Annotated in this window: 17 protein-coding genes; 10 read left to right on the top strand and 7 right to left on the bottom strand. The window is 67.6% G+C overall.

What is annotated here, in order from left to right; all coding sequences use genetic code 11:
- Positions 1 to 3: 3 nt before the first annotated feature.
- The 5 genes from EV646_RS33000 to EV646_RS32980 all read right to left on the bottom strand — a co-directional run bounded on the left by EV646_RS33000 (position 4) and on the right by EV646_RS32980 (position 4,990).
- On the bottom strand, positions 4 to 1,005 hold the full coding sequence (locus EV646_RS33000) for an ABC transporter permease (protein WP_132155659.1): 1,002 nt from the start codon (positions 1,003 to 1,005) through the stop codon (positions 4 to 6).
- Between the two features lie 3 nt (positions 1,006 to 1,008).
- Positions 1,009 to 2,562 carry an extracellular solute-binding protein gene (locus tag EV646_RS32995; protein WP_132155657.1) on the bottom strand — a complete coding sequence of 518 codons (1,554 nt, stop codon included), beginning with the start codon at positions 2,560 to 2,562 and terminating at the stop codon, positions 1,009 to 1,011.
- On the bottom strand, positions 2,559 to 3,188 hold the full coding sequence (locus tag EV646_RS32990; protein ID WP_132155655.1) for a YesL family protein: 630 nt from the start codon (positions 3,186 to 3,188) through the stop codon (positions 2,559 to 2,561). Before EV646_RS32990 ends, EV646_RS32995 begins: the two co-directional genes overlap by 4 nt.
- A gap of 157 nt (positions 3,189 to 3,345) precedes the next feature.
- Positions 3,346 to 3,990 (bottom strand): DUF1961 family protein, encoded by a 645-nt coding sequence (locus tag EV646_RS32985; protein WP_132155653.1) that lies wholly within the window; start codon positions 3,988 to 3,990, stop codon positions 3,346 to 3,348.
- Positions 3,977 to 4,990 (bottom strand): LacI family DNA-binding transcriptional regulator, encoded by a 1,014-nt coding sequence (locus EV646_RS32980; RefSeq protein ID WP_132155651.1) that lies wholly within the window; start codon positions 4,988 to 4,990, stop codon positions 3,977 to 3,979. The genes EV646_RS32985 and EV646_RS32980 overlap by 14 nt, the downstream gene beginning before the upstream one ends.
- A 120-nt stretch (positions 4,991 to 5,110) precedes the next feature.
- Here EV646_RS32980 and EV646_RS32975 point away from each other — a divergent pair, with 120 nt between their 5' ends.
- Both EV646_RS32975 and EV646_RS32970 read left to right on the top strand, forming a co-directional pair.
- A complete protein-coding gene (locus EV646_RS32975; RefSeq protein ID WP_132155649.1) occupies positions 5,111 to 5,572 on the top strand; it encodes a hotdog fold domain-containing protein in 462 nt (153 codons plus the stop codon).
- A 38-nt stretch (positions 5,573 to 5,610) separates the two neighbouring features.
- Positions 5,611 to 6,780 (top strand): GNAT family N-acetyltransferase, encoded by a 1,170-nt coding sequence (locus tag EV646_RS32970; RefSeq protein WP_132155647.1) that lies wholly within the window; start codon positions 5,611 to 5,613, stop codon positions 6,778 to 6,780.
- Here the strand turns inward: EV646_RS32970 and EV646_RS32965 are convergent.
- A complete protein-coding gene (locus EV646_RS32965) occupies positions 6,777 to 7,118 on the bottom strand; it encodes a VOC family protein (protein WP_132155645.1) in 342 nt (113 codons plus the stop codon). The two genes, EV646_RS32970 and EV646_RS32965, sit on opposite strands and share 4 nt — an antisense overlap.
- A gap of 81 nt (positions 7,119 to 7,199) precedes the next feature.
- On the opposite strand from EV646_RS32965, the gene ruvC reads away from it, so the two are divergent.
- From ruvC to EV646_RS32925, 8 genes are all read left to right on the top strand, one after another.
- Positions 7,200 to 7,796, top strand: coding sequence for a crossover junction endodeoxyribonuclease RuvC (gene ruvC, locus EV646_RS32960; protein WP_132155643.1), 597 nt, complete (start codon positions 7,200 to 7,202; stop codon positions 7,794 to 7,796).
- 22 nt (positions 7,797 to 7,818) lie between these two features.
- Complete coding sequence (gene ruvA, locus EV646_RS32955; protein ID WP_132155641.1) at positions 7,819 to 8,421, top strand: Holliday junction branch migration protein RuvA; 603 nt, start codon at positions 7,819 to 7,821, stop codon at positions 8,419 to 8,421.
- Positions 8,422 to 8,424: 3 nt separating this feature from the next.
- Complete coding sequence (gene ruvB, locus EV646_RS32950) at positions 8,425 to 9,471, top strand: Holliday junction branch migration DNA helicase RuvB (RefSeq protein WP_132155639.1); 1,047 nt, start codon at positions 8,425 to 8,427, stop codon at positions 9,469 to 9,471.
- Between the two features lie 179 nt (positions 9,472 to 9,650).
- Positions 9,651 to 10,124 carry a preprotein translocase subunit YajC gene (gene yajC / locus EV646_RS32945; protein ID WP_132155637.1) on the top strand — a complete coding sequence of 158 codons (474 nt, stop codon included), beginning with the start codon at positions 9,651 to 9,653 and terminating at the stop codon, positions 10,122 to 10,124.
- 82 nt (positions 10,125 to 10,206) lie between these two features.
- Complete coding sequence (gene secD, locus EV646_RS32940) at positions 10,207 to 11,961, top strand: protein translocase subunit SecD (RefSeq protein ID WP_132155635.1); 1,755 nt, start codon at positions 10,207 to 10,209, stop codon at positions 11,959 to 11,961.
- Entirely contained in the window at positions 11,961 to 13,127 is a 1,167-nt protein-coding gene (gene secF / locus EV646_RS32935) for a protein translocase subunit SecF (protein ID WP_132155633.1), read from the top strand. Before secD ends, secF begins: the two co-directional genes overlap by 1 nt.
- Entirely contained in the window at positions 13,127 to 13,666 is a 540-nt protein-coding gene (locus EV646_RS32930; protein ID WP_132155631.1) for an adenine phosphoribosyltransferase, read from the top strand. Before secF ends, EV646_RS32930 begins: the two co-directional genes overlap by 1 nt.
- Before the next feature lie 325 nt (positions 13,667 to 13,991).
- On the top strand, positions 13,992 to 16,187 hold the full coding sequence (locus EV646_RS32925) for a RelA/SpoT family protein (protein ID WP_199237348.1): 2,196 nt from the start codon (positions 13,992 to 13,994) through the stop codon (positions 16,185 to 16,187).
- Positions 16,188 to 16,360: 173 nt separating this feature from the next.
- On the opposite strand, the gene EV646_RS32920 is transcribed toward EV646_RS32925, so the two are convergent.
- Positions 16,361 to 17,281 (bottom strand): type IV toxin-antitoxin system AbiEi family antitoxin domain-containing protein, encoded by a 921-nt coding sequence (locus tag EV646_RS32920; RefSeq protein WP_241996484.1) that lies wholly within the window; start codon positions 17,279 to 17,281, stop codon positions 16,361 to 16,363.
- Between the last annotated feature and the right edge of the window lie 76 nt (positions 17,282 to 17,357).

Genomic DNA, 17,357 nt, shown 5'->3' with positions numbered 1-17,357 from the left:
CCTTCAGAACAGGCCTCGCTGGCCCAGACGCTTGGCCAGGAAGTTGGAGCCGAAGATCAGCACGACACCGACGACGCCCTTGAACAGACCGACGGCGGTCGCGTAGCTGAACGAACCCTGGGTGATACCGATGTAGTAGACGAACGTGTCGAACACGTCCGCGACGTCGCGGTTGAGCGAGGTGGTCATCAGCCAGATCTGCTCGAACCCGGAGTCCATCAGGTGACCGGACGTCAGGATCGCCATCACCACGATGGTCGGCCGGATCGCCGGCAGCGTGATGTGCCAGAACTGCCGCCACCGGCCGGCGCCGTCCACCCGGGCCGCCTCGTACAGCTGCGAGTCGACCCCGGCCAGCGCGGCCAGGTAGATGATGGTGCCCCAGCCGGTCTGCTTCCACAGCAGCTGCAGCACGATCAGCGGCCGGAACCAGTCCGCCTGGGCGACGTAGTCGACCTTCTGCCCGCCGACGATGCCGTGGATCCAGTTCGCGATCACGCCGAAGTCCACTGAGAACAGCAGGTAGGTCAGCGACGCGACGATCGTCCAGGACAGGAAGTGCGGGATGTAGATCAGCGACTGCACCGACCGCTTCAGCACGTTGACGCGCAGCTCGTTCAGCATCAGCGCCACGATGATCGGCGCCGGGAAGACGAACACGATCGTCAGCAGTGCGAGCAACAGCGTGTTGAACATCAGCCGGCCGAAGTCCGGCCCGGTGAACAGTTCCTGGAAGTGCTTGAGACCGACCCACTCGCTGCCCGAGTAGCCGAGGAACGGCACGTAGTCCTTGAACGCGATGGTCAGGCCGTACATCGGCAGGTACTTGAAGACGAGGAAGTACGCCAGACCGGGCAGCAGCAACAAGTAGAGCCAGCGGTAGCGGAGCAGGTCGCGCCATAGCGGCACCGGCCGCCGCGCACGACGGCTCTTCTTGCCCGGTGGGGCCTGCCGCGGAGCGTCCGCGGCAGGCTGTACCACCTCAGGCACCAGGTCGGTGGCCACGGGTCAGCCGCCGACCTTGTTGACGAGGTCGTTGGTCTCCTGGGCGATCTGGGTGCCACCGCTGTCGTACCAGCGCTTGATGGCGGCCTTCAGCTGGTCCTCGGTGATCGCGCCGGACAGGTACTTGATCCGGGCGTCCGGGATGATCGTGTCCAGCGTCTGGCCCTTGGAGATCGAGGTCGGGGCGATCACGCCGAGGGCCGGGTTGAAGACCGCGGTCTTCAGGTCCTCGTTCATCAGGACGTCGAACTTCTCCCGCATCGCCCGGCTCGGCGCGTCGTTCGGCAGCAGCGGGTACGCGCCCATGCCGACCGACGCCCGGGTACCGAGCTGGATGAAGGCCTTGTCGACATCGTTCTGGATCGCCTTGACCTTCGGGTCGTCCTGGTTGATCGGTACGGCGTACTTGCCCTCGACCTTGAAGTTGCGGCCCTCGATGCCGTTGGTGAGCAGGATCGAGCCCTCCTTTGACGCGAGCTTGTCCAGCGTCTGCAGCACCTGGTCGAGCTGCTCATCGGTCCGGATGTGCTGCTTCGAGATCGCCATCACCATGTTGTAGCCGGTGAACGGGTAGGAGTGCTTCTGACCGTCCGGGCCCTTCAGGTTGCCGACCAAGGTGACCTTGTCGAAGTCCTTCGGGTTCTTCTCCTTGAACAGGTCGAGCAGCTGGGTGGCCCGGACGTTCACGTCGATGATCATGCCGCCCTTGCCCTGTACGAACGGGTCGTTCCAGTTGCCGCTGTCCAGGGTGGCGAAGTCCGGGTTGACCAGGCCTTCGGTGACCCACTTCTTCAGCCAGCGGTTCGCCTCCAGGAACTCCGGGGTATCGAAGCCGGGCACCAGCTTGCCGTCCCGCTCACCCCAGCCGTTCGGGGCGCCGAACCAGGTCTCGATCACGTCGTACGGGCTGGCGCTGGCGTAGTTGCCGGGCCACTTCGGGATGATCAGGCCGTAGGTGTCCTTCTTGCCGTTGCCGTCCGGGTCCTGCTCGGTGAACGCCTTGGCGATCGCGTAGAGGTCCTCGACGGTCTGCGGTTCCTTCAGGCCGAGCTTGGCCAGCCAGTCCTTGCGGATCACGATGCCGGAGCGCAGCAGCGGGCGGACCCGGTAGATGCCGTAGGTCTTGCCGTTGGTCATCGTGTTCTTGGCGGTCTGCTCGTTGGCCGGCTTGAGGTTCGGGTACTTGTCCAGCTTGCCGGTCAGGTCCCAGAACGCGCCGGCCTCGGCCGCCTTGACGAACGACGGGCCCTTCTCGTTCACCACCATCACGTCGGGGATGTTGTCCGAGGCAAGCGTCACGTTGGACTTGTCGCCGTACTCGGCGTTCGGCACCCAGGTGATCTTGAGCTTCTTGCCGATGAGTTTCTCGACGGCCTGCTGCAGTTCGCCGTTCGGATCCGGCGCGGTGCCGAACAGCGGCGCCTGGACCGTCAGCTCGTTGGCGGCGGCCTCGCCCCCTTTGCTGTCGCCACCACCCGAACAGGCGGACGCGAGCAGTGCCGTCGACGCAGCGAGTGCGACGGCGCCGGCCAGACGCCGGCGGGAAAAGATGGTCATGAGTTCCCTTTCAGGTGCAGGCGCGCCTCGTTCTCGGCGAAGAAGCGCAGGCAGAGCCAGGTGTTGAGCTGGATCCAGCCGCCGCCGGCCAGCACGATCCCGAGCACCGGGAACTTGGCTGACAGGTAGGCGATGGACACCGCGATGAAGAGCAGGACCAGGGACGACGCCGGCCGCGCGAGCGCGACCAACGATGCCTTGGGCAACAACTCGCGGACCCGGAGGTCGTAGTGCACGGCCAGCGGGAGCAGGTAGGCGGCGATCACCCCGAGGGCGACCAGCGCGACGAGGCTGGCCAGCCGGGGGAGCGACGCCTTCGCGCCGAGCGACGCGAAGAACAGGTAGTTGCCGATCAGGACGATCGCGGCCGCCACCAGCGGCAGCACCACGAGCGACCCGCGCTTGAACTCCCGCCGGAACGCGGCGGTGAAGGCAGGCAGAGCATGAAACGATTCACCGGAAGACCTGCGTCTGGCCAGTGAATATGCTGCGAGCGTCGCCGGGCCGATACCCAGCGCGACGCCGCCGGCGAGGGTGAAGCCGATCCAGAGCGCGTTCAGCTTGATCGCCCAGACGACCTCGTCGGCAGCGTCGTACAGCCTGACTGACCAACCTACGGAGCTCATCGAGGATCCAGCGGCAGTTGTTTCATGGCGGTCCCTGCCTTGTGACAGATGCGTTAACGGGCGAAAAGTGATGTGACCATATGGTTGAATCGTCTCAATGTCAACGCTTCGGAAAGCGTTTGTCAGAGACTGGTCAGGCGGCTGCCCGAAGTAGCACTCAGGGCTGTGAAATTCGCAGATTCGCGTACTCGCCGATGAGCGGAGCCATCTGGCGGAAGCCGAGCTTGCCGCCGGTCAGCGGCTGGTCGTCGTACCACTGGAAGCTGGGTACGTCGTTGATCGCGAACGTGATCGTGCCCCGCTGGACCGAGAGCCTCAGTTTGTAAGGACCTTGGGCGTCCAGCACCGACGGCAACGGATCCGGTCCTTGTGCGACGAGGTGGAAGCCGTAGCTCTTGCGCAGATTGCAGGTGTGGAACGCGCGCTCTTCCGGCCAGCGGCGGCGGAAGTAGGAGACGTGATAGGTGTCCAGGTCGCCGTGGTGGTATTGCTCGTACGGCCCGGTGCGCGGCGTCAGGTCGAAGAGGTCCTCACCCGCGCGGCCCTTGGCGTGGAAGAACAGGATGCACAGGCCGGGCTCGCGGATCGGCCAGAAATCCCACTCGACGGTGAGGTCGGGCGGGAAGTTCTCCGGGCACCAGAGCACCACGTTCGCATCCTGACCGTCCTCGGGCGGCCGGACGCTCTCGAGCCGCAGCCGGCCGAGCGGGAACGAGACCGCGCCGTCACCCTCCAGCCGGAAGCCCTTGAGGTCAGCGGCCGAGGCGAGCGGGTTCTCGTAGATGACGTCAGCGCCGGACATAGTCACTCGACTCCCTGACGATCAAGTCGGGTTGGAAGATCACCTGCCGGTGGCGATGCCGGTCCGCCGCCTCGACTTCCTCCTGCAGCAACTCCATCGCGGACCGCCCGAGCAGTTCGGCCGGTTGCCGGACCGATGACAGCGGGACGGCGGCCGCCCGGGCGAAGTCGATGTCGTCGTACCCGACGATCGCCATGTCGCGCGGCACCTGCAGACCCGCGACGGACATCGCCTGCAGGAATCCCAGCGCCAGCAGGTCGTTCGCCAGGAACGCCGCGGTCGGCCGGGCCCGGGCCGGCAGCGCCGCGATCCGCTCGCCGATCGCGCGTCCCTCGACAACGCCCATCACGTCGACCTCGAACAGTTGCAGCTCGACGCCGTCGGCCTTCTCGACCGTCGTGGTGATACCGGTACGGCGGTCGGCGACCTGCTGCATCGTGAACGGCCCGCCGATGAAGGCGATCCGGCGATGACCGGACTCGATCAGGTGGTTCCCGGCCAGCCGTCCGCCGAGCTGGTCGTCGACCGAGACCGAGCACAGTCCGCTGTCCGCGGCGCGGTCGACCAGGACGACCGGCGTACCTCGCGAGACCAGCGCCTGGAGTCGCGGATCCGCGCTGTCGAAGGGCGTGATCAGTATGCCCATAACGCGCTGCTGCTCGAGCTGGTCGAGGTGATGGCCTTCGCGGACCGGGTCGGTCTTGCTGTTGCAGAGCATCACCACGGTGTCGTGCTCGTAGGCCAGGGCCTCGGCGCCTTCCGCGAGGTTGGTGAAGAACGGGTTGCTCACGTCGAGCACCACCAGACCGACGGTCCGGCTGCGTCCGGCGCGCAGGTGACGAGCGGCCTCGTTGCGGACGAAACCGAGCGCGCGGATGCTGTCCTGCACTCGTTGCCGGGTGTCGGGTGCGACGATCCAGGGCCGGTTCAGGACGTTGCTGACCGTGCCGACCGAGACGCCGGCGCGGTGCGCGACCTCTTTGATGCTGGGCGTGGCCATCGTCGTCAACTGCCGTTCAATCGAAAGGACCGTCAGCTTAGCCGTGGTGGATTGAATCGTCTAAATGCCGCTTGGCTCGCGGGCTCGACGGGAATGTGACTCATGAGTAACATTCCCGCCATGGCGAATCAGGTGCTGGCGATGTGGGAGAAGTTGCGGACCGTCCCCGGTGGGGATCGGGTGTTCTCGCTCGGGTTCACCCGGAAGGCGCCGTACTTCCGGTCGATCCGGCCGCGGTTCGTGCAGGTCAGCCCGAACTACGCCGCACTGGTGCTGCCGAAGCGCCGGGCCGTGCAGAACCACATCGGCACGGTGCATGCGATTGCCGTGTGCAACGGTCTCGAGGCGGCGATGGGCGCGTTGGCCGAGGCCACCGTTCCGGCCGACAAGCGCTGGCTGCCCAAGGGCATGGAGGTGGCCTACCTGGCCAAGTCCACCACCGATCTGACGTGCGCCGCCGAGACCGACCCTGCCGACTGGACGGCCGGCCCCGACGTCCCGGTCCGCGTCAAGGCCACCCGCACCGACGGCACCACTGTCGTCGAGGGCACCATCCACCTCTGGGTCACCGACAAGAAGTAGGTCGCTCGGGCTGCCCGCGAGGCCGTAAGGTCGGCGGCGTGAGTGACGCGTTGCGGTTCGTGGACATCACCGAGGATCAGCTGGATGCGGTGATCAGAGTACGGGCGCGGTCGTTCGGCCCACTGGCATCCGACGACCGCGAGCGGTGGACGAAGGACGCGCTCGCGTTCATCAACGACGGCCGGTACGTCGGTGTGGCCGACGGAGACGAGGTGGTCGCGGCCGCCCGGTTCTGGGACTTCCAGCAGTGGTGGGGCGGTCGTCGCGTCCCGGTGGCTGGTGTCGCGGGCGTGGTGGTGGCGCCGGAATACCGGGGTCGTGGGGTCGGCAGCAAGCTGATGCGCGGGGTGCTGCAACGGGCCGCTGACAAGGGGTTCCCGCTGACGGCGCTCTACCCCGCGACCACGGTGATCTACCGCCACCTCGGCTACGAGTTCGGCGGCCACCGCTACAAGTTCTCCTTCCGCGCGGCGGACCTGCGATGCCTTGGTGGAAAGGGGGTCGCCGTACGGCGTGCTGGGCCGGATGACGCGCAGCGGTTCCTGGACCTGGTCGCGCAGATCCATGAGGTACGGCGGAGCAACGGTCCGCTGATGTGGCCGATCAAGGAAGTCACGGAATGGCTGAGGGACGAGGACAACTTCGCCTACCTCGCTGACGACGGCTTCGTCGTCTACAGCTGGTCCGGGTCCGACCTGACCATCGACGAGCTTGTCGCCGGGTCAGAGGCGACTGCGCGAGCGCTGTGGGCGACGGTCGGATCCGGCTCGTCGATCGCCCGTACTGTGCATGCGTACGTGTCGGCGGACGATCCGATCCACCTCATGGTCGAGCATGAGGCTGACGGCGACGCATGGGTCCAGCGGTGGATGTTGCGGTTGCTCGATGCTCCGGCGGCGATTGCCGCACGTGGGTTCGCGCCTGGCGCCGTACTGGAGCTCGACCTGCGGGTGGAGGATGCCGACGTACAGTCGAACAGCGGTGACTGGCATCTGTCGGTCGCGGATGGGGTTGGGCGGCTCACGCCTGCTCAGGTGTCCGGCGACGTACTGGAGCTGGGGCCGCGTGGGCTTGCTGCTCTCTACGCCGGTACGCCGCTGGTGACGCTGCGCGCGGGTGGTCTGGCCAAGGGTGGGTCTCCTCTCGATGACGCGGCTGTCGACACTGCCTTTGGTGGGTCGGCGTCGTACATGCTCGACTCCTTCTAACCGGCGCCGACGCAGAACTCGTTGCCTTCCGGGTCCGCGAGGACGGACCAGTGGGTGCCGTACGCGGTGTGGTCCTCGAGGCGGTGGGCGCCGAGGGACAGCAGGCGTTGGACTTCGGCGTCGACGTCCTCGACCAGGAGGTCGAGATGCATGCGGTTCTTGGTCAGCTTCGGCTCGGGAACGCGCTGCAGGTTGAGGGTGATGCCGTTGCCGTCGGACGGTTCGAGTACGGCGTAGCCGGGCGGGTCCGGCCGGCTTCGGTGGTAGTGAAGCGCGGCTGACCAGAAGGCCGCGAGGGTCTCCAGGTCGTCGCAGTCGAGCGTGATTTCCATTCGCATGACAGCAGTGTGCGGCGCGTCGATTTCTGGGCCGTCCTGAGCGGCCGTTAGGGTTGTCGAACAAACGTTCGGAGGTGGTCCATGCGGGTGCTCGGTGTCGACCCGGGGCTGACCCGGTGCGGCCTCGGCATCGTCGAGGGCACGCCCGGGAAGCCGCCGGCGCTGGTCGCCGTCGGCGTGATCCGCACGCCGGCCGACCTCGACGTGTCCCAGCGCCTGGTGCGGATCGAGGCCGAGCTGGAGGAGTGGATCACCGAGCATCGGCCGGACTCTGTTGCCGTCGAGCGGGTTTTCGCGCAGCACAACGTGCGGACGGTGATGGGTACGGCGCAGGCGTCGGGCGTGGCGATGGTCGTCGCCGCGCGGCGTGGGCTGCCGGTCGCGCTGCATACGCCGAGTGAGGTGAAGGCAGCTGTGACGGGGTCCGGGCGGGCCGGCAAGGAACAGGTGACGACGATGGTGACGCGGATCCTGAAGCTGGCCGAGCGACCGACGCCGGCGGACGCCGCGGACGCACTGGCGCTGGCGATCTGCCAGGTCTGGCGCGGCGGTGTGACCTCAAAGCTGCAGCAGGCCGCGGGAAGCCGGGCGAACCTCGAGGCGTTGGCGCAGGCACAATCCCGGCTGCAGGTCGCGCGGCTGCGCGCGGCGGTCGCGGCGCAGGAAGGCAAGAGATGAGCCGGAGCCTGGGAGGTTGGCGATGATCGCGTTTGTGCGGGGGCCGGTGGCGGCCATCGGAGTGGACAGTGCGGTGATCGAGGTCGGGGGAGTGGGGCTGCAGGTCTTCTGCCATCCTGGGACGCTGGCCGGTCTGCGGCCTGGGCAGGAGGCGCGGGTCGCGACCTCGATGGTGGTCCGGGAGGACTCCCTGACGCTGTACGGGTTCTCCGACGACGACGAGAAGAACCTGTTCGAGCTGCTGCAGACAGCGTCCGGTGTCGGTCCCAAGCTGGCGCAGGCCGCGCTCGCCGTACTGAGTCCGGATCAGTTGCGGCAGGCGGTCGCGAGCGAGGACCTGGCGATGCTGGTGAAGGTGCCCGGTATCGGTAAGAAGGGTGCGCAGCGGATCGTGCTGGAGCTGAAGGACAAGATCGGCGCGCCGTCGAAGACGGTGACCGGCCGGCCGCTGCAGGCGACCGAGGCCTGGCGGGAGCAGGTCCACGCGGGCCTCGTCGGCCTGGGCTGGTCCGCTCGCGACGCCGAGGACGCGGTGACCGCGGTGTCGCCGCTGGCGGCCGACAGCCCGAACCCATCTGTTCCCGACCTGCTGCGTGCTGCGCTGCGCGTGCTGTCGAAGGCATAGAACATGGAAGACAACGTCCGGCCGCTGGTCTCCGCGGACGCGGTGGATCTCGAGGAACGCAAGATCGAGTCCGCCCTGCGGCCACGAACCCTGGCCGAGTTCGGCGGTCAGCGCCGGGTCAGCGAGCAGCTCGAGCTGGTCCTGCACGCCGCCCGCGGCCGCAACCGGACGCCGGATCACGTGCTGCTGTCCGGTCCGCCCGGCCTCGGCAAGACGACGCTCGCGATGATCATCGCGAGCGAGATGTCCGCGCCACTGCGGGTGACCAGCGGTCCAGCGATCCAGCACGCCGGTGACCTGGCCGCGATCCTGTCCGGCCTGAGCGAGGGCGAGGTGCTGTTCCTCGACGAGATCCACCGGATGTCGCGGCCCGCCGAGGAACTGCTCTATATGGCGATGGAGGACTTCCGCGTCGATGTGATCGTCGGGAAGGGCCCGGGCGCGACTGCGATCCCGCTGGAGATCCCGCCATTCACGCTCGTCGGCGCGACCACCCGGGCCGGGCTGCTGCCGGGTCCGCTGCGGGACCGGTTCGGCTTCACCGGCCATCTGGAGTTCTACGACGCCGCCGAGTTGGAGAAGATCGTCAACCGATCGGCGGCGCTGCTCGAGGTCGACATCACGCCGGAGGGCGCGGCCGAGATCGCGTCCCGGTCCCGCGGTACGCCGCGAATCGCGAACCGGCTGCTCCGCCGGGTCCGCGACTACGCCGAAGTACGCGCGGACGGCATCATCACGCTCGCGCTGGCCAAGGCCGCGCTGGAGCTGTACGAAGTGGACAAGATGGGCCTGGACCGGCTGGACCGGTCCGTCCTGGATGCGCTCTGCCGCCGCTTCGGCGGAGGCCCGGTCGGCCTTTCCACGCTTGCGGTTGCGGTCGGCGAAGAACGTGAGACCGTGGAGGAAGTGGCCGAACCATTCCTGGTCCGGTCCGGCTATCTGGCTCGTACGCCGCGCGGCCGCGTCGCCACGCCCGCGGCCTGGCGGCATATCGGCCTGAAAGTCCCGAAGGGCGCCACGTTCGCGGACACTCTCTTCGACGACGAATAAGTATCTCCAAGGCAAGGGGCCGAGTAACTCAAACGTGACCCGGTGTCATGAGGCGATTGTTGCCGCTCAGGGTTAGACTCCCCGGTGGCCTGACCTCAGGTCTATTCCGCTGCGATTTGCGCGCTGCAGAGCGTGTGCGCGGCGCCCGTACTCCCGATGACGAAGGATTTTGAGTCCCGATGCAACTGATCGCCGTACCGATGGCCTCCTCCGGGGGTGGCTCCGGCTTCACGCTGCTGCTGCCGCTGATCCTGATCGTCGGGATGATCTGGTTCATGAGCCGCACGCAGCGCAAGCAACGCCAGCGGCAGGCCGAGACGGTCGCCTCGCTCACCCCGGGCACCAAGGTGATCACCACCAGTGGACTGGTCGGCATCGTCGAGGAGACCGACGACGAGTACGTGACGCTGGAGATCTCCGAGGGCGTGCTGGTCCAGGTGGTCAAGGCCGCGGTCGGCCGGGTGATCCCGGACGACGACGCCGCGGCTGAGGAGCTGACCGCCGACGACGCGACCGATGAAGCTGTCGAGGCCGTCGAAGAGCCGGCCGCGGAGGCGAAGGACCCGGTCGATGTCCCGGACGCCGGTAAGGACAAGGCCGACAGCAAGGTGCAGGACGCGCCGAAGCTGCCGCCGACGCACACCGAGAACTGATTTCCCGTCCCTACGGCGTACGGCGTGACCAGCGTCCACAAGACGGTGCGGCGCGCCCAGAAGCACAAAGGTTGAATCTGACGTGGCAACGACGACGACATCCCGCCCCGGGCGGAACCTGATCGTCCTGGCGGTCATCGTGGTCCTGCTGTTCGGGATCATGGCGATCACCAAGACCTGGGGACCCAAGCTCGGCCTGGACCTGCGTGGTGGCACCACCATCACGCTGACCGCGAAGTCCATCGCGGGCGGTGGCTCGGTCACCGCGGACCAGCTGAACGAGGCGAAGAACATCATCTCCCAGCGGGTCAACGGGGCGGGTGTCGCCGAGGCCGACATCACCACCTCCGGGCGCGACCACATCAACGTGGCGGTCCCGGGTGCCAACCAGGACAGCCTGGTGAAGCAGGTCGGCCAGACCGCACTGCTCTACTTCCGGATCGTGTACGACGCTCAGGCCGCGGCGCCGGTGCCGACACCGACGCCCACCGCCACCGGCACTCCGAAGCCGAGCACGACGCCGAAGCCCAGCACCACGGTCAAGCCGAGCAGCACCGCGACCGTGAAGCCGAGCAGCACGCCGAACGGCCGGGGCTGGAGCAGCGCACTCGGCGGTGCCACGCCGACCCCGACGCCCACGCCGACCGCCAAGGCGAGCACCCCGGCGGCGTCGGCGACTCCTGGCGCCAGCACCACGCCGAGTACGACGACCCCGTCGGACCCACTGGCTTACGTCCCCGACGCCGCCACGCAGGCGGCGTTCGCGTCGTACAAGTGCGGTACCGAGCAGACCGACGACCCGAACAAGCCGCTGTTCGCGTGTGACCGGCAGGGGACGTACAAGTACCTGCTCGGCCCGGCGATCCTGAAGGGCACCGACCTGTCCGACGCCAGCGCGGGCATCCCCCAGGGCGGCTTCCAGTGGCAGGTGAACCTGAAGTTCACCGGCGAGGGCGGCGACAAGTTCTTCAAGGCCACCCAGAACATCGCCGCTCGCGGCGAGGGCCAGAACCTGTTCGCGATCGTGCTCGACGGCGAGACCATCTCCACGCCGAGCGTGAGCCAGGCGATCCCCGGCGGTCAGGCGCAGATCACCGGTACCTTCACCGAGGCCGAGGCCCGCGACCTGGCAAACGTGCTGAAGTACGGCGCGCTGCCGGTGTCGTTCGACATCTCCTCGGTCGAGACGGTGTCGCCGCAGCTCGGTGGTGACCAGCTGTCCGCGGGCATCTGGGCCGGCCTCATCGGCCTCGCCCTGGTCGTCATCTTCTCGTTCCTGTACTACCGCGGCCTGGGGCTCGTGGTGGTGGCGTCGCTGGGCATCGCCGGCGTACTCACGTACGCGCTCGTCGTACTGCTCGGCAAGGCGATCGGGTTCACCCTGACGCTGGCCGGTATCGCCGGTCTGATCGTGGCCGTCGGTATCACCGCGGACTCGTTCATCATCTACTTCGAGCGACTCCGCGACGAAGTGCGCGAGGGGCGCAGTCTGCGGTCGTCGGTGGAGACCGGCTGGGCCCGGGCCAAGCACACGATCATCGCGGCCGACTCGATCTCGCTGCTCGCCGCGGTGGTGCTCTACATCCTGGCGATCGGCAGTGTCCGCGGCTTCGCGTTCACGCTCGGACTGACCACGCTGCTCGACTTGCTGATCGTGTTCCTGTTCACCAAGCCGCTGGTCACGCTGCTGGCCCGGACCGACTTCTTCGGCCACGGGCACAAGCTGTCCGGTCTGGACCCTGAGCATCTCGGGGTGGAGCGGCTGCCCGGTCAGATGAAGCCGGCGCCGCGTCCGGCCAAGCCGTCGACGCGCAAGCCGGTTGGAGGGGAGGTCTGATGTCGAAGCTCGGACAGATCGGTGCCAAGCTCCACCGCGGTGAGATCTCCTACGACTTCATCGGCAATCGCAAGCTCTGGTTCACCGTCTCGCTGATCCTGGTGGCCTTGTCGCTGGTCGGGCTGTTCGCCCGCGGCCTGGCCCTGGGCATCGAGTTCAAGGGCGGCGTCGAGTACCAGGCCAATGTGAAGGTCACCGGCAGCACGGTCGACGACTTCACCAGCGCGGTGAAGGCGACCAACGCCAAGGACCTCGGCGACCCGGTGGTCACCACCATCGGCGCCGACAAAGTCCGGGTGCAGACCAAGCCGCTGGGCCAGGACGACGTCGCCAAGGTCCGCGCCGCGATCGCCAAGGAAGCCGGAGTCACGCTCAACCAGGTGACGTCGCAGCAGATCGGCGCCTCCTGGGGCCGGCAGATCGCCGACAAGGCGATCTGGGCGCTGGTGGTGTTCCTGGGGCTGGTCTTCCTGGTGATCTGGGCGTACTTCCGCGAGCCCAAGGCCTCGATGGCTGCCATCATCGCGCTGGTCCATGACGTGACGATCACGGTCGGCGTGTACGCGCTGGTCGGCTTCGATGTCACGCCGGCAACCGTGATCGGCGTACTGACGATTCTGGGTTACTCGCTCTACGACACGGTCGTGGTGTTCGACAAGGTCCGGGAGAACACCCGGGGCATCACCGGGTCCAACCGGTTCACCTACTCCGACGCGACCAACCTCGCCGTCAACCAGACCGTCGTACGGTCGATCAACACGACGGTGACGGCGCTGCTGCCGGTTGCGGCGATCCTCGTCGTCGGCACCGTCGTACTGGGGACCGGGCCGTTGAAGGACCTGTCGCTGGCGCTGTTCGTCGGTATCGCCGTCGGTGCGTACTCGTCGATCTTCATCGCGCCGGCGCTGCTCGCGGTCTTCAAGGAGCGCGAGCCGGGCATGCAGGCTCTGAACCGCCGGGTGACCGCCAAGAAGGCGGCCGCCGCGGTGGCTCCGGCGGTTGCCACCGTTGGGGCAGGGACACCGCGGGTGCAGGACGAGCCGCGGCCCGCTCGCAAGCAGCCCTCCAGTGGTACGGCGCCGACGCCGGCGGCTCGGCCGATGAAGGCGACCGGGTCCGGGCGGCCGCAGCCGTCGCGTAAGCCGCGTTCGAAGCGCGGCAAGTGATGCGGTCGCTCGAGCAGGTCCTGAAGGACGGCATCCGCGACATCCCGGACTACCCGCAGGCCGGGGTGATTTTCAAGGACATCACCCCGCTGCTGGCCGACAACAGCGGATTCGCGCAGGTCGTCGAGGCGCTGGCCGCGACCGGTACGGATGACGACGGCCGGCCGGTGGTGGACAAGGTGGTCGGGATCGAGGCCCGCGGCTTCATCCTGGCCGCGCCGGTCGCGCTCGCCCTCGGCGCCGGATTCGTGCCGGTGCGGAAGAAGGGCAAGCTGCCGGCGGCGACGTACGAGGAATCGTATGCGCTGGAGTACGGCGAGGCGACCATCGAGGTGCACCAGGACGCCTTCGCTCCCGGCGACCGCGTGCTGATCATCGACGACGTCCTCGCCACCGGCGGGACCATCGAGGCCTGTCTGCGCCTGATCCGCCGGTTCGAGGCCGAGGTGCACGGCACCACGGTGCTTCTCGAGCTGTCCTTCCTGCCCGGCCGCGAGCGCCTGTCCGGCGAACAACTGACAGCCCTCGTGACAGTCTGAGTACTCAGGGTATTACGCTGTGCAGTCGCAGGGTGGCTCGGCGTGTTGTCCACAGGGGGTTTCTGCCCCGTTGGCTGGTTCCCCCTAGACTGGTGCTCTGTCGGCGGAGGGACACAACGTGGGCGAAGACCCGGCGATGACGTCAGCGGCACCGAATGTGGTTCCGCAGGAGCCTCCGCGCGCGCCCGCACCGGTGCGCCCGGCGGCCTCGTCACCGCCGCCTGCCGCCCAGCCGCCTGCCGCTCAACCGCCCCGGCTCGCACCGGCCCGGGTCCGCGCCCGCCTCGCCCGGCTCGGCGGGACCAGGCATCCGAACCGTGCGCCGATGCTCGAGCCGCTGTTCCGCGTCGTACGGGCGACCCACCCCAAGGCCGACCTCGGCATGATCGAGCGCGCCTACCGGACCGCGGAGAGGTACCACACCGGCCAGCTCCGCAAGAGCGGTGACGCGTACATCACCCACCCGCTCGCGGTCGCGACGATCCTGGCCGAGCTCGGTATGACCGCGCCGACCCTGTGTGCGGCGCTGCTGCACGACACGGTCGAGGACACCGACTACACGATCGAGCAGCTGACCAAGGAATTCACCGAAGAGATCGCCATGCTGGTCGACGGTGTGACCAAGCTGGACAAGGTCAAGTACGGCGAATCCGCGCAGGCCGAGACCATCCGCAAGATGGTGGTCGCGATGGCCAAGGACATCCGGGTGCTGGTGATCAAGCTCGCCGACCGGCTGCACAACATGCGCACGCTCGGGTTCCTGCGGCAGGAGAAGCAGGAGCGGATCGCCCGCGAGACGCTGGAGATCTACGCCCCGCTGGCGCACCGGCTCGGTATGAACACGATCAAGTGGGAGCTCGAGGACCTGTCCTTCTCGACCCTGCACCCGAAGGTGTACGACGAGATCGTCCGGCTGGTCGCCGAGCGCGCGCCGTCCCGCGACGACTACCTGGCCTCCGTCATCGACCAGGTGCACGAGGACCTGCGCGCCGCCAAGGTGAAGGCGACCGTCACCGGCCGGCCGAAGCACTACTACTCGATCTACCAGAAGATGATCGTCCGCGGCCGCGAGTTCTCCGACATCTACGACCTGGTCGGCATCCGGGTGCTGGTGGAGTCGGTCCGGGACTGTTACGCCGCCCTCGGCATCCTGCACGCGCGGTGGAATCCGGTGCCCGGCCGGTTCAAGGACTACATCGCGATGCCGAAGTTCAACATGTACCAGTCGCTGCACACCACCGTGATCGGCCCGCAGGGCAAGCCGGTGGAGCTGCAGATCCGGTCCTTCGCGATGCACCGCCGCGCGGAGTACGGCATCGCCGCGCACTGGAAGTACAAGGAAGACCCGAGCACCGCGGCGCCCGAGGCGGCTGGTCCGCCGACCACCGAGATCGGCGGCCCGAACGAGATGCCGTGGGTGCGGCAGCTGGTCGACTGGCAGCGGGAGACCTCCGACCCGTCGGAGTTCCTCGACTCGCTGCGGTTCGAGATCAACAACTCCGAGGTCTACGTCTTCACCCCGCGCGGCGACGTGATGTCGCTGCCCGCCGGGTCGTCGCCGGTCGACTTCGCCTACGCGATCCACACCGAGGTCGGGCACCGCTGTATCGGCGCCCGGGTGAACGGCCGGCTCGTCCCGCTGGAGAGCACGCTCGAGAACGGTGACGTCGTCGAGGTCTTCACCTCGAAGGCGGCCGGTGCGGGTCCGTCCCGCGACTGGCTGACGTTCGTCAAGAGCCCGCGCGCGCGGAACAAGATCAAGCACTGGTTCTCCAAGGAACGCCGCGACGAGGCGATCGAGCACGGCAAGGACGCGATCGCCAAGCAGCTCCGCAAGGAAGGCCTGCCGCTGCAGCGCCTGCTCTCCCACGAGACCCTCACCGCGGTCGCGAACTCACTGCGCTACCCGGATGTCACCGGCCTGTACGCCGCGGTCGGCGAAAGTCACGTCAGCGCGCAGGCCGTCGTACGGCGACTCATCGAGACGTACGGCGGTGAGGAGGGCGCGGCCGAGGACCTCGCCGAGGGGCTGCGGCTGCCGCAGAAGCGCGACCGCAAGCGGACGGCTCGCGGCGATGCGGGTGTCATCGTCAAGGGCGCGACGGACATCCTGTCGAAGCTGGCCAGGTGCTGCACGCCGGTCCCAGGCGACGAGATCATCGGCTGGATCACGCGTGGTGCCGGCGTCTCGGTTCACCGCGCCGATTGCGCCAACGTCGAGGACCTGCAGACCCAGCCCGAACGCATCGTCGAGGTCGAGTGGGCGCCCACTGCTCAGTCCGTCTTCCTGGTCGCGATTCAGGTTGAGGCGCTGGATCGGGCGCGGCTGCTGTCGGACATCACCCGGGTTCTGTCCGACTACCACGTCAACATCCTGTCGGCCGCCCTGACCACCACCCGCGACCGGATCGCCAAGTCCCGCTTCACCTTTGAAATGGGCGATCCGACGCATCTGGGCCACGTCCTCAAGGCCGTCCGCTCGGTCGAAGGCGTCTTCGACGTCTACCGCGTGACCCAGTAACCCCAGCTTCTCCCCGACGATTCGTCACAAGTACATGCGCCTGTGGATATGTGGGCGGTGTGCAGCCGTCCACAATGCCGTGTACTTCTGACGAATCGCTGCCTTTTGCCGCCGCCCTCCTCTTCCCCGGCGGTTCGTCAGAAGTACATGCGTCTGTGGACGAGGGGTCGGATTCACCAACGGCGGGGAAGGCGCGGCTGAATACCCAGCGCTTCGCCGATGGCCAGCTCCAAAGCGGGGTTGCGGCCCAGGACATCGCCCCGGCGGACCGGAAGAATCAGCCAACCGACCTCCTCGAGCTCGTCTCGTCGGGCGCTGTCGCGGGTGTCGGCTCGGTCATCTGAGTGCCATCGGTCACTGTCGTATTCAAGGCCGAGCCGACGCCCATCCGGGCAAGCCCCACGGAAGGCTACGTCGATTCGCCGTTCGCGTTGCCTGGTCGACACGGCAACCTGAACTTCGGGTCGGGGAAATCCGGCGTCGATGACGCGTAGTCGCAACCACGATTCTCCTGGCGATTCGGTCAACGGTTCGGCCAGGTCGACGAGCTCAGGCGCCTGCGCGATGCCAGGATGCCGCTTGTAGCGCTCGACTGCCGCCCGGAGTTTGTCATGACCGATCAAGCCGGCATGCAGCATGGAATCGATTGCTGACAGTGCGAAGGGGCGATCCAGATGGCGGCCGAGATGGACCGCTGTTGCCAGCGGGCTTGTCACCGAAAGATCTCCGAGCTCGACCACATCACCGTGGAGAAGCGTTTGGCTGTGGCCGGCTGAAAGTGGCAATCGGGTGGCGCGCCGTCGTGGCGGTCGCACACACTCGACGCTCGGCAGGTCGCGGTGCTCGTGCAAAGCGAGGGTGTCGATGCCGTAGAGCCATGCGGCGGTCCGTCGGCAGATGACGGCGCCCGGTGGAGCGACCCGAGCGATGGCGGCAGCGCGTAGCTCGATGCTGTCGGCGGCCAGCGCGTCGACGTAGACGCCGCGCACCAGCCGCCGAATGTAGCCGTCGCGAAGAAGGGCGGTGATCTTGTTGACCGACCAGCCGGCGGCGGCCGCGTCCGACCGGGTGAACGGATTGCCGTCGAAGAACATCAGGGGATTGCAACAAGACATCCCAGCAGGATCGGCGAACCCCGCCGCACACGTCGGCGGTTATCCACAGACGCGT

It is taken from the genome of Kribbella antiqua (assembly GCF_004345665.1).
In the GTDB taxonomy this organism is placed as follows: Bacteria; Actinomycetota; Actinomycetes; order Propionibacteriales; family Kribbellaceae; genus Kribbella; species Kribbella antiqua.
The sequence above is the reverse complement of the archived record's forward strand: the minus strand, read 5'-3'. Positions and strand labels throughout refer to the sequence as shown.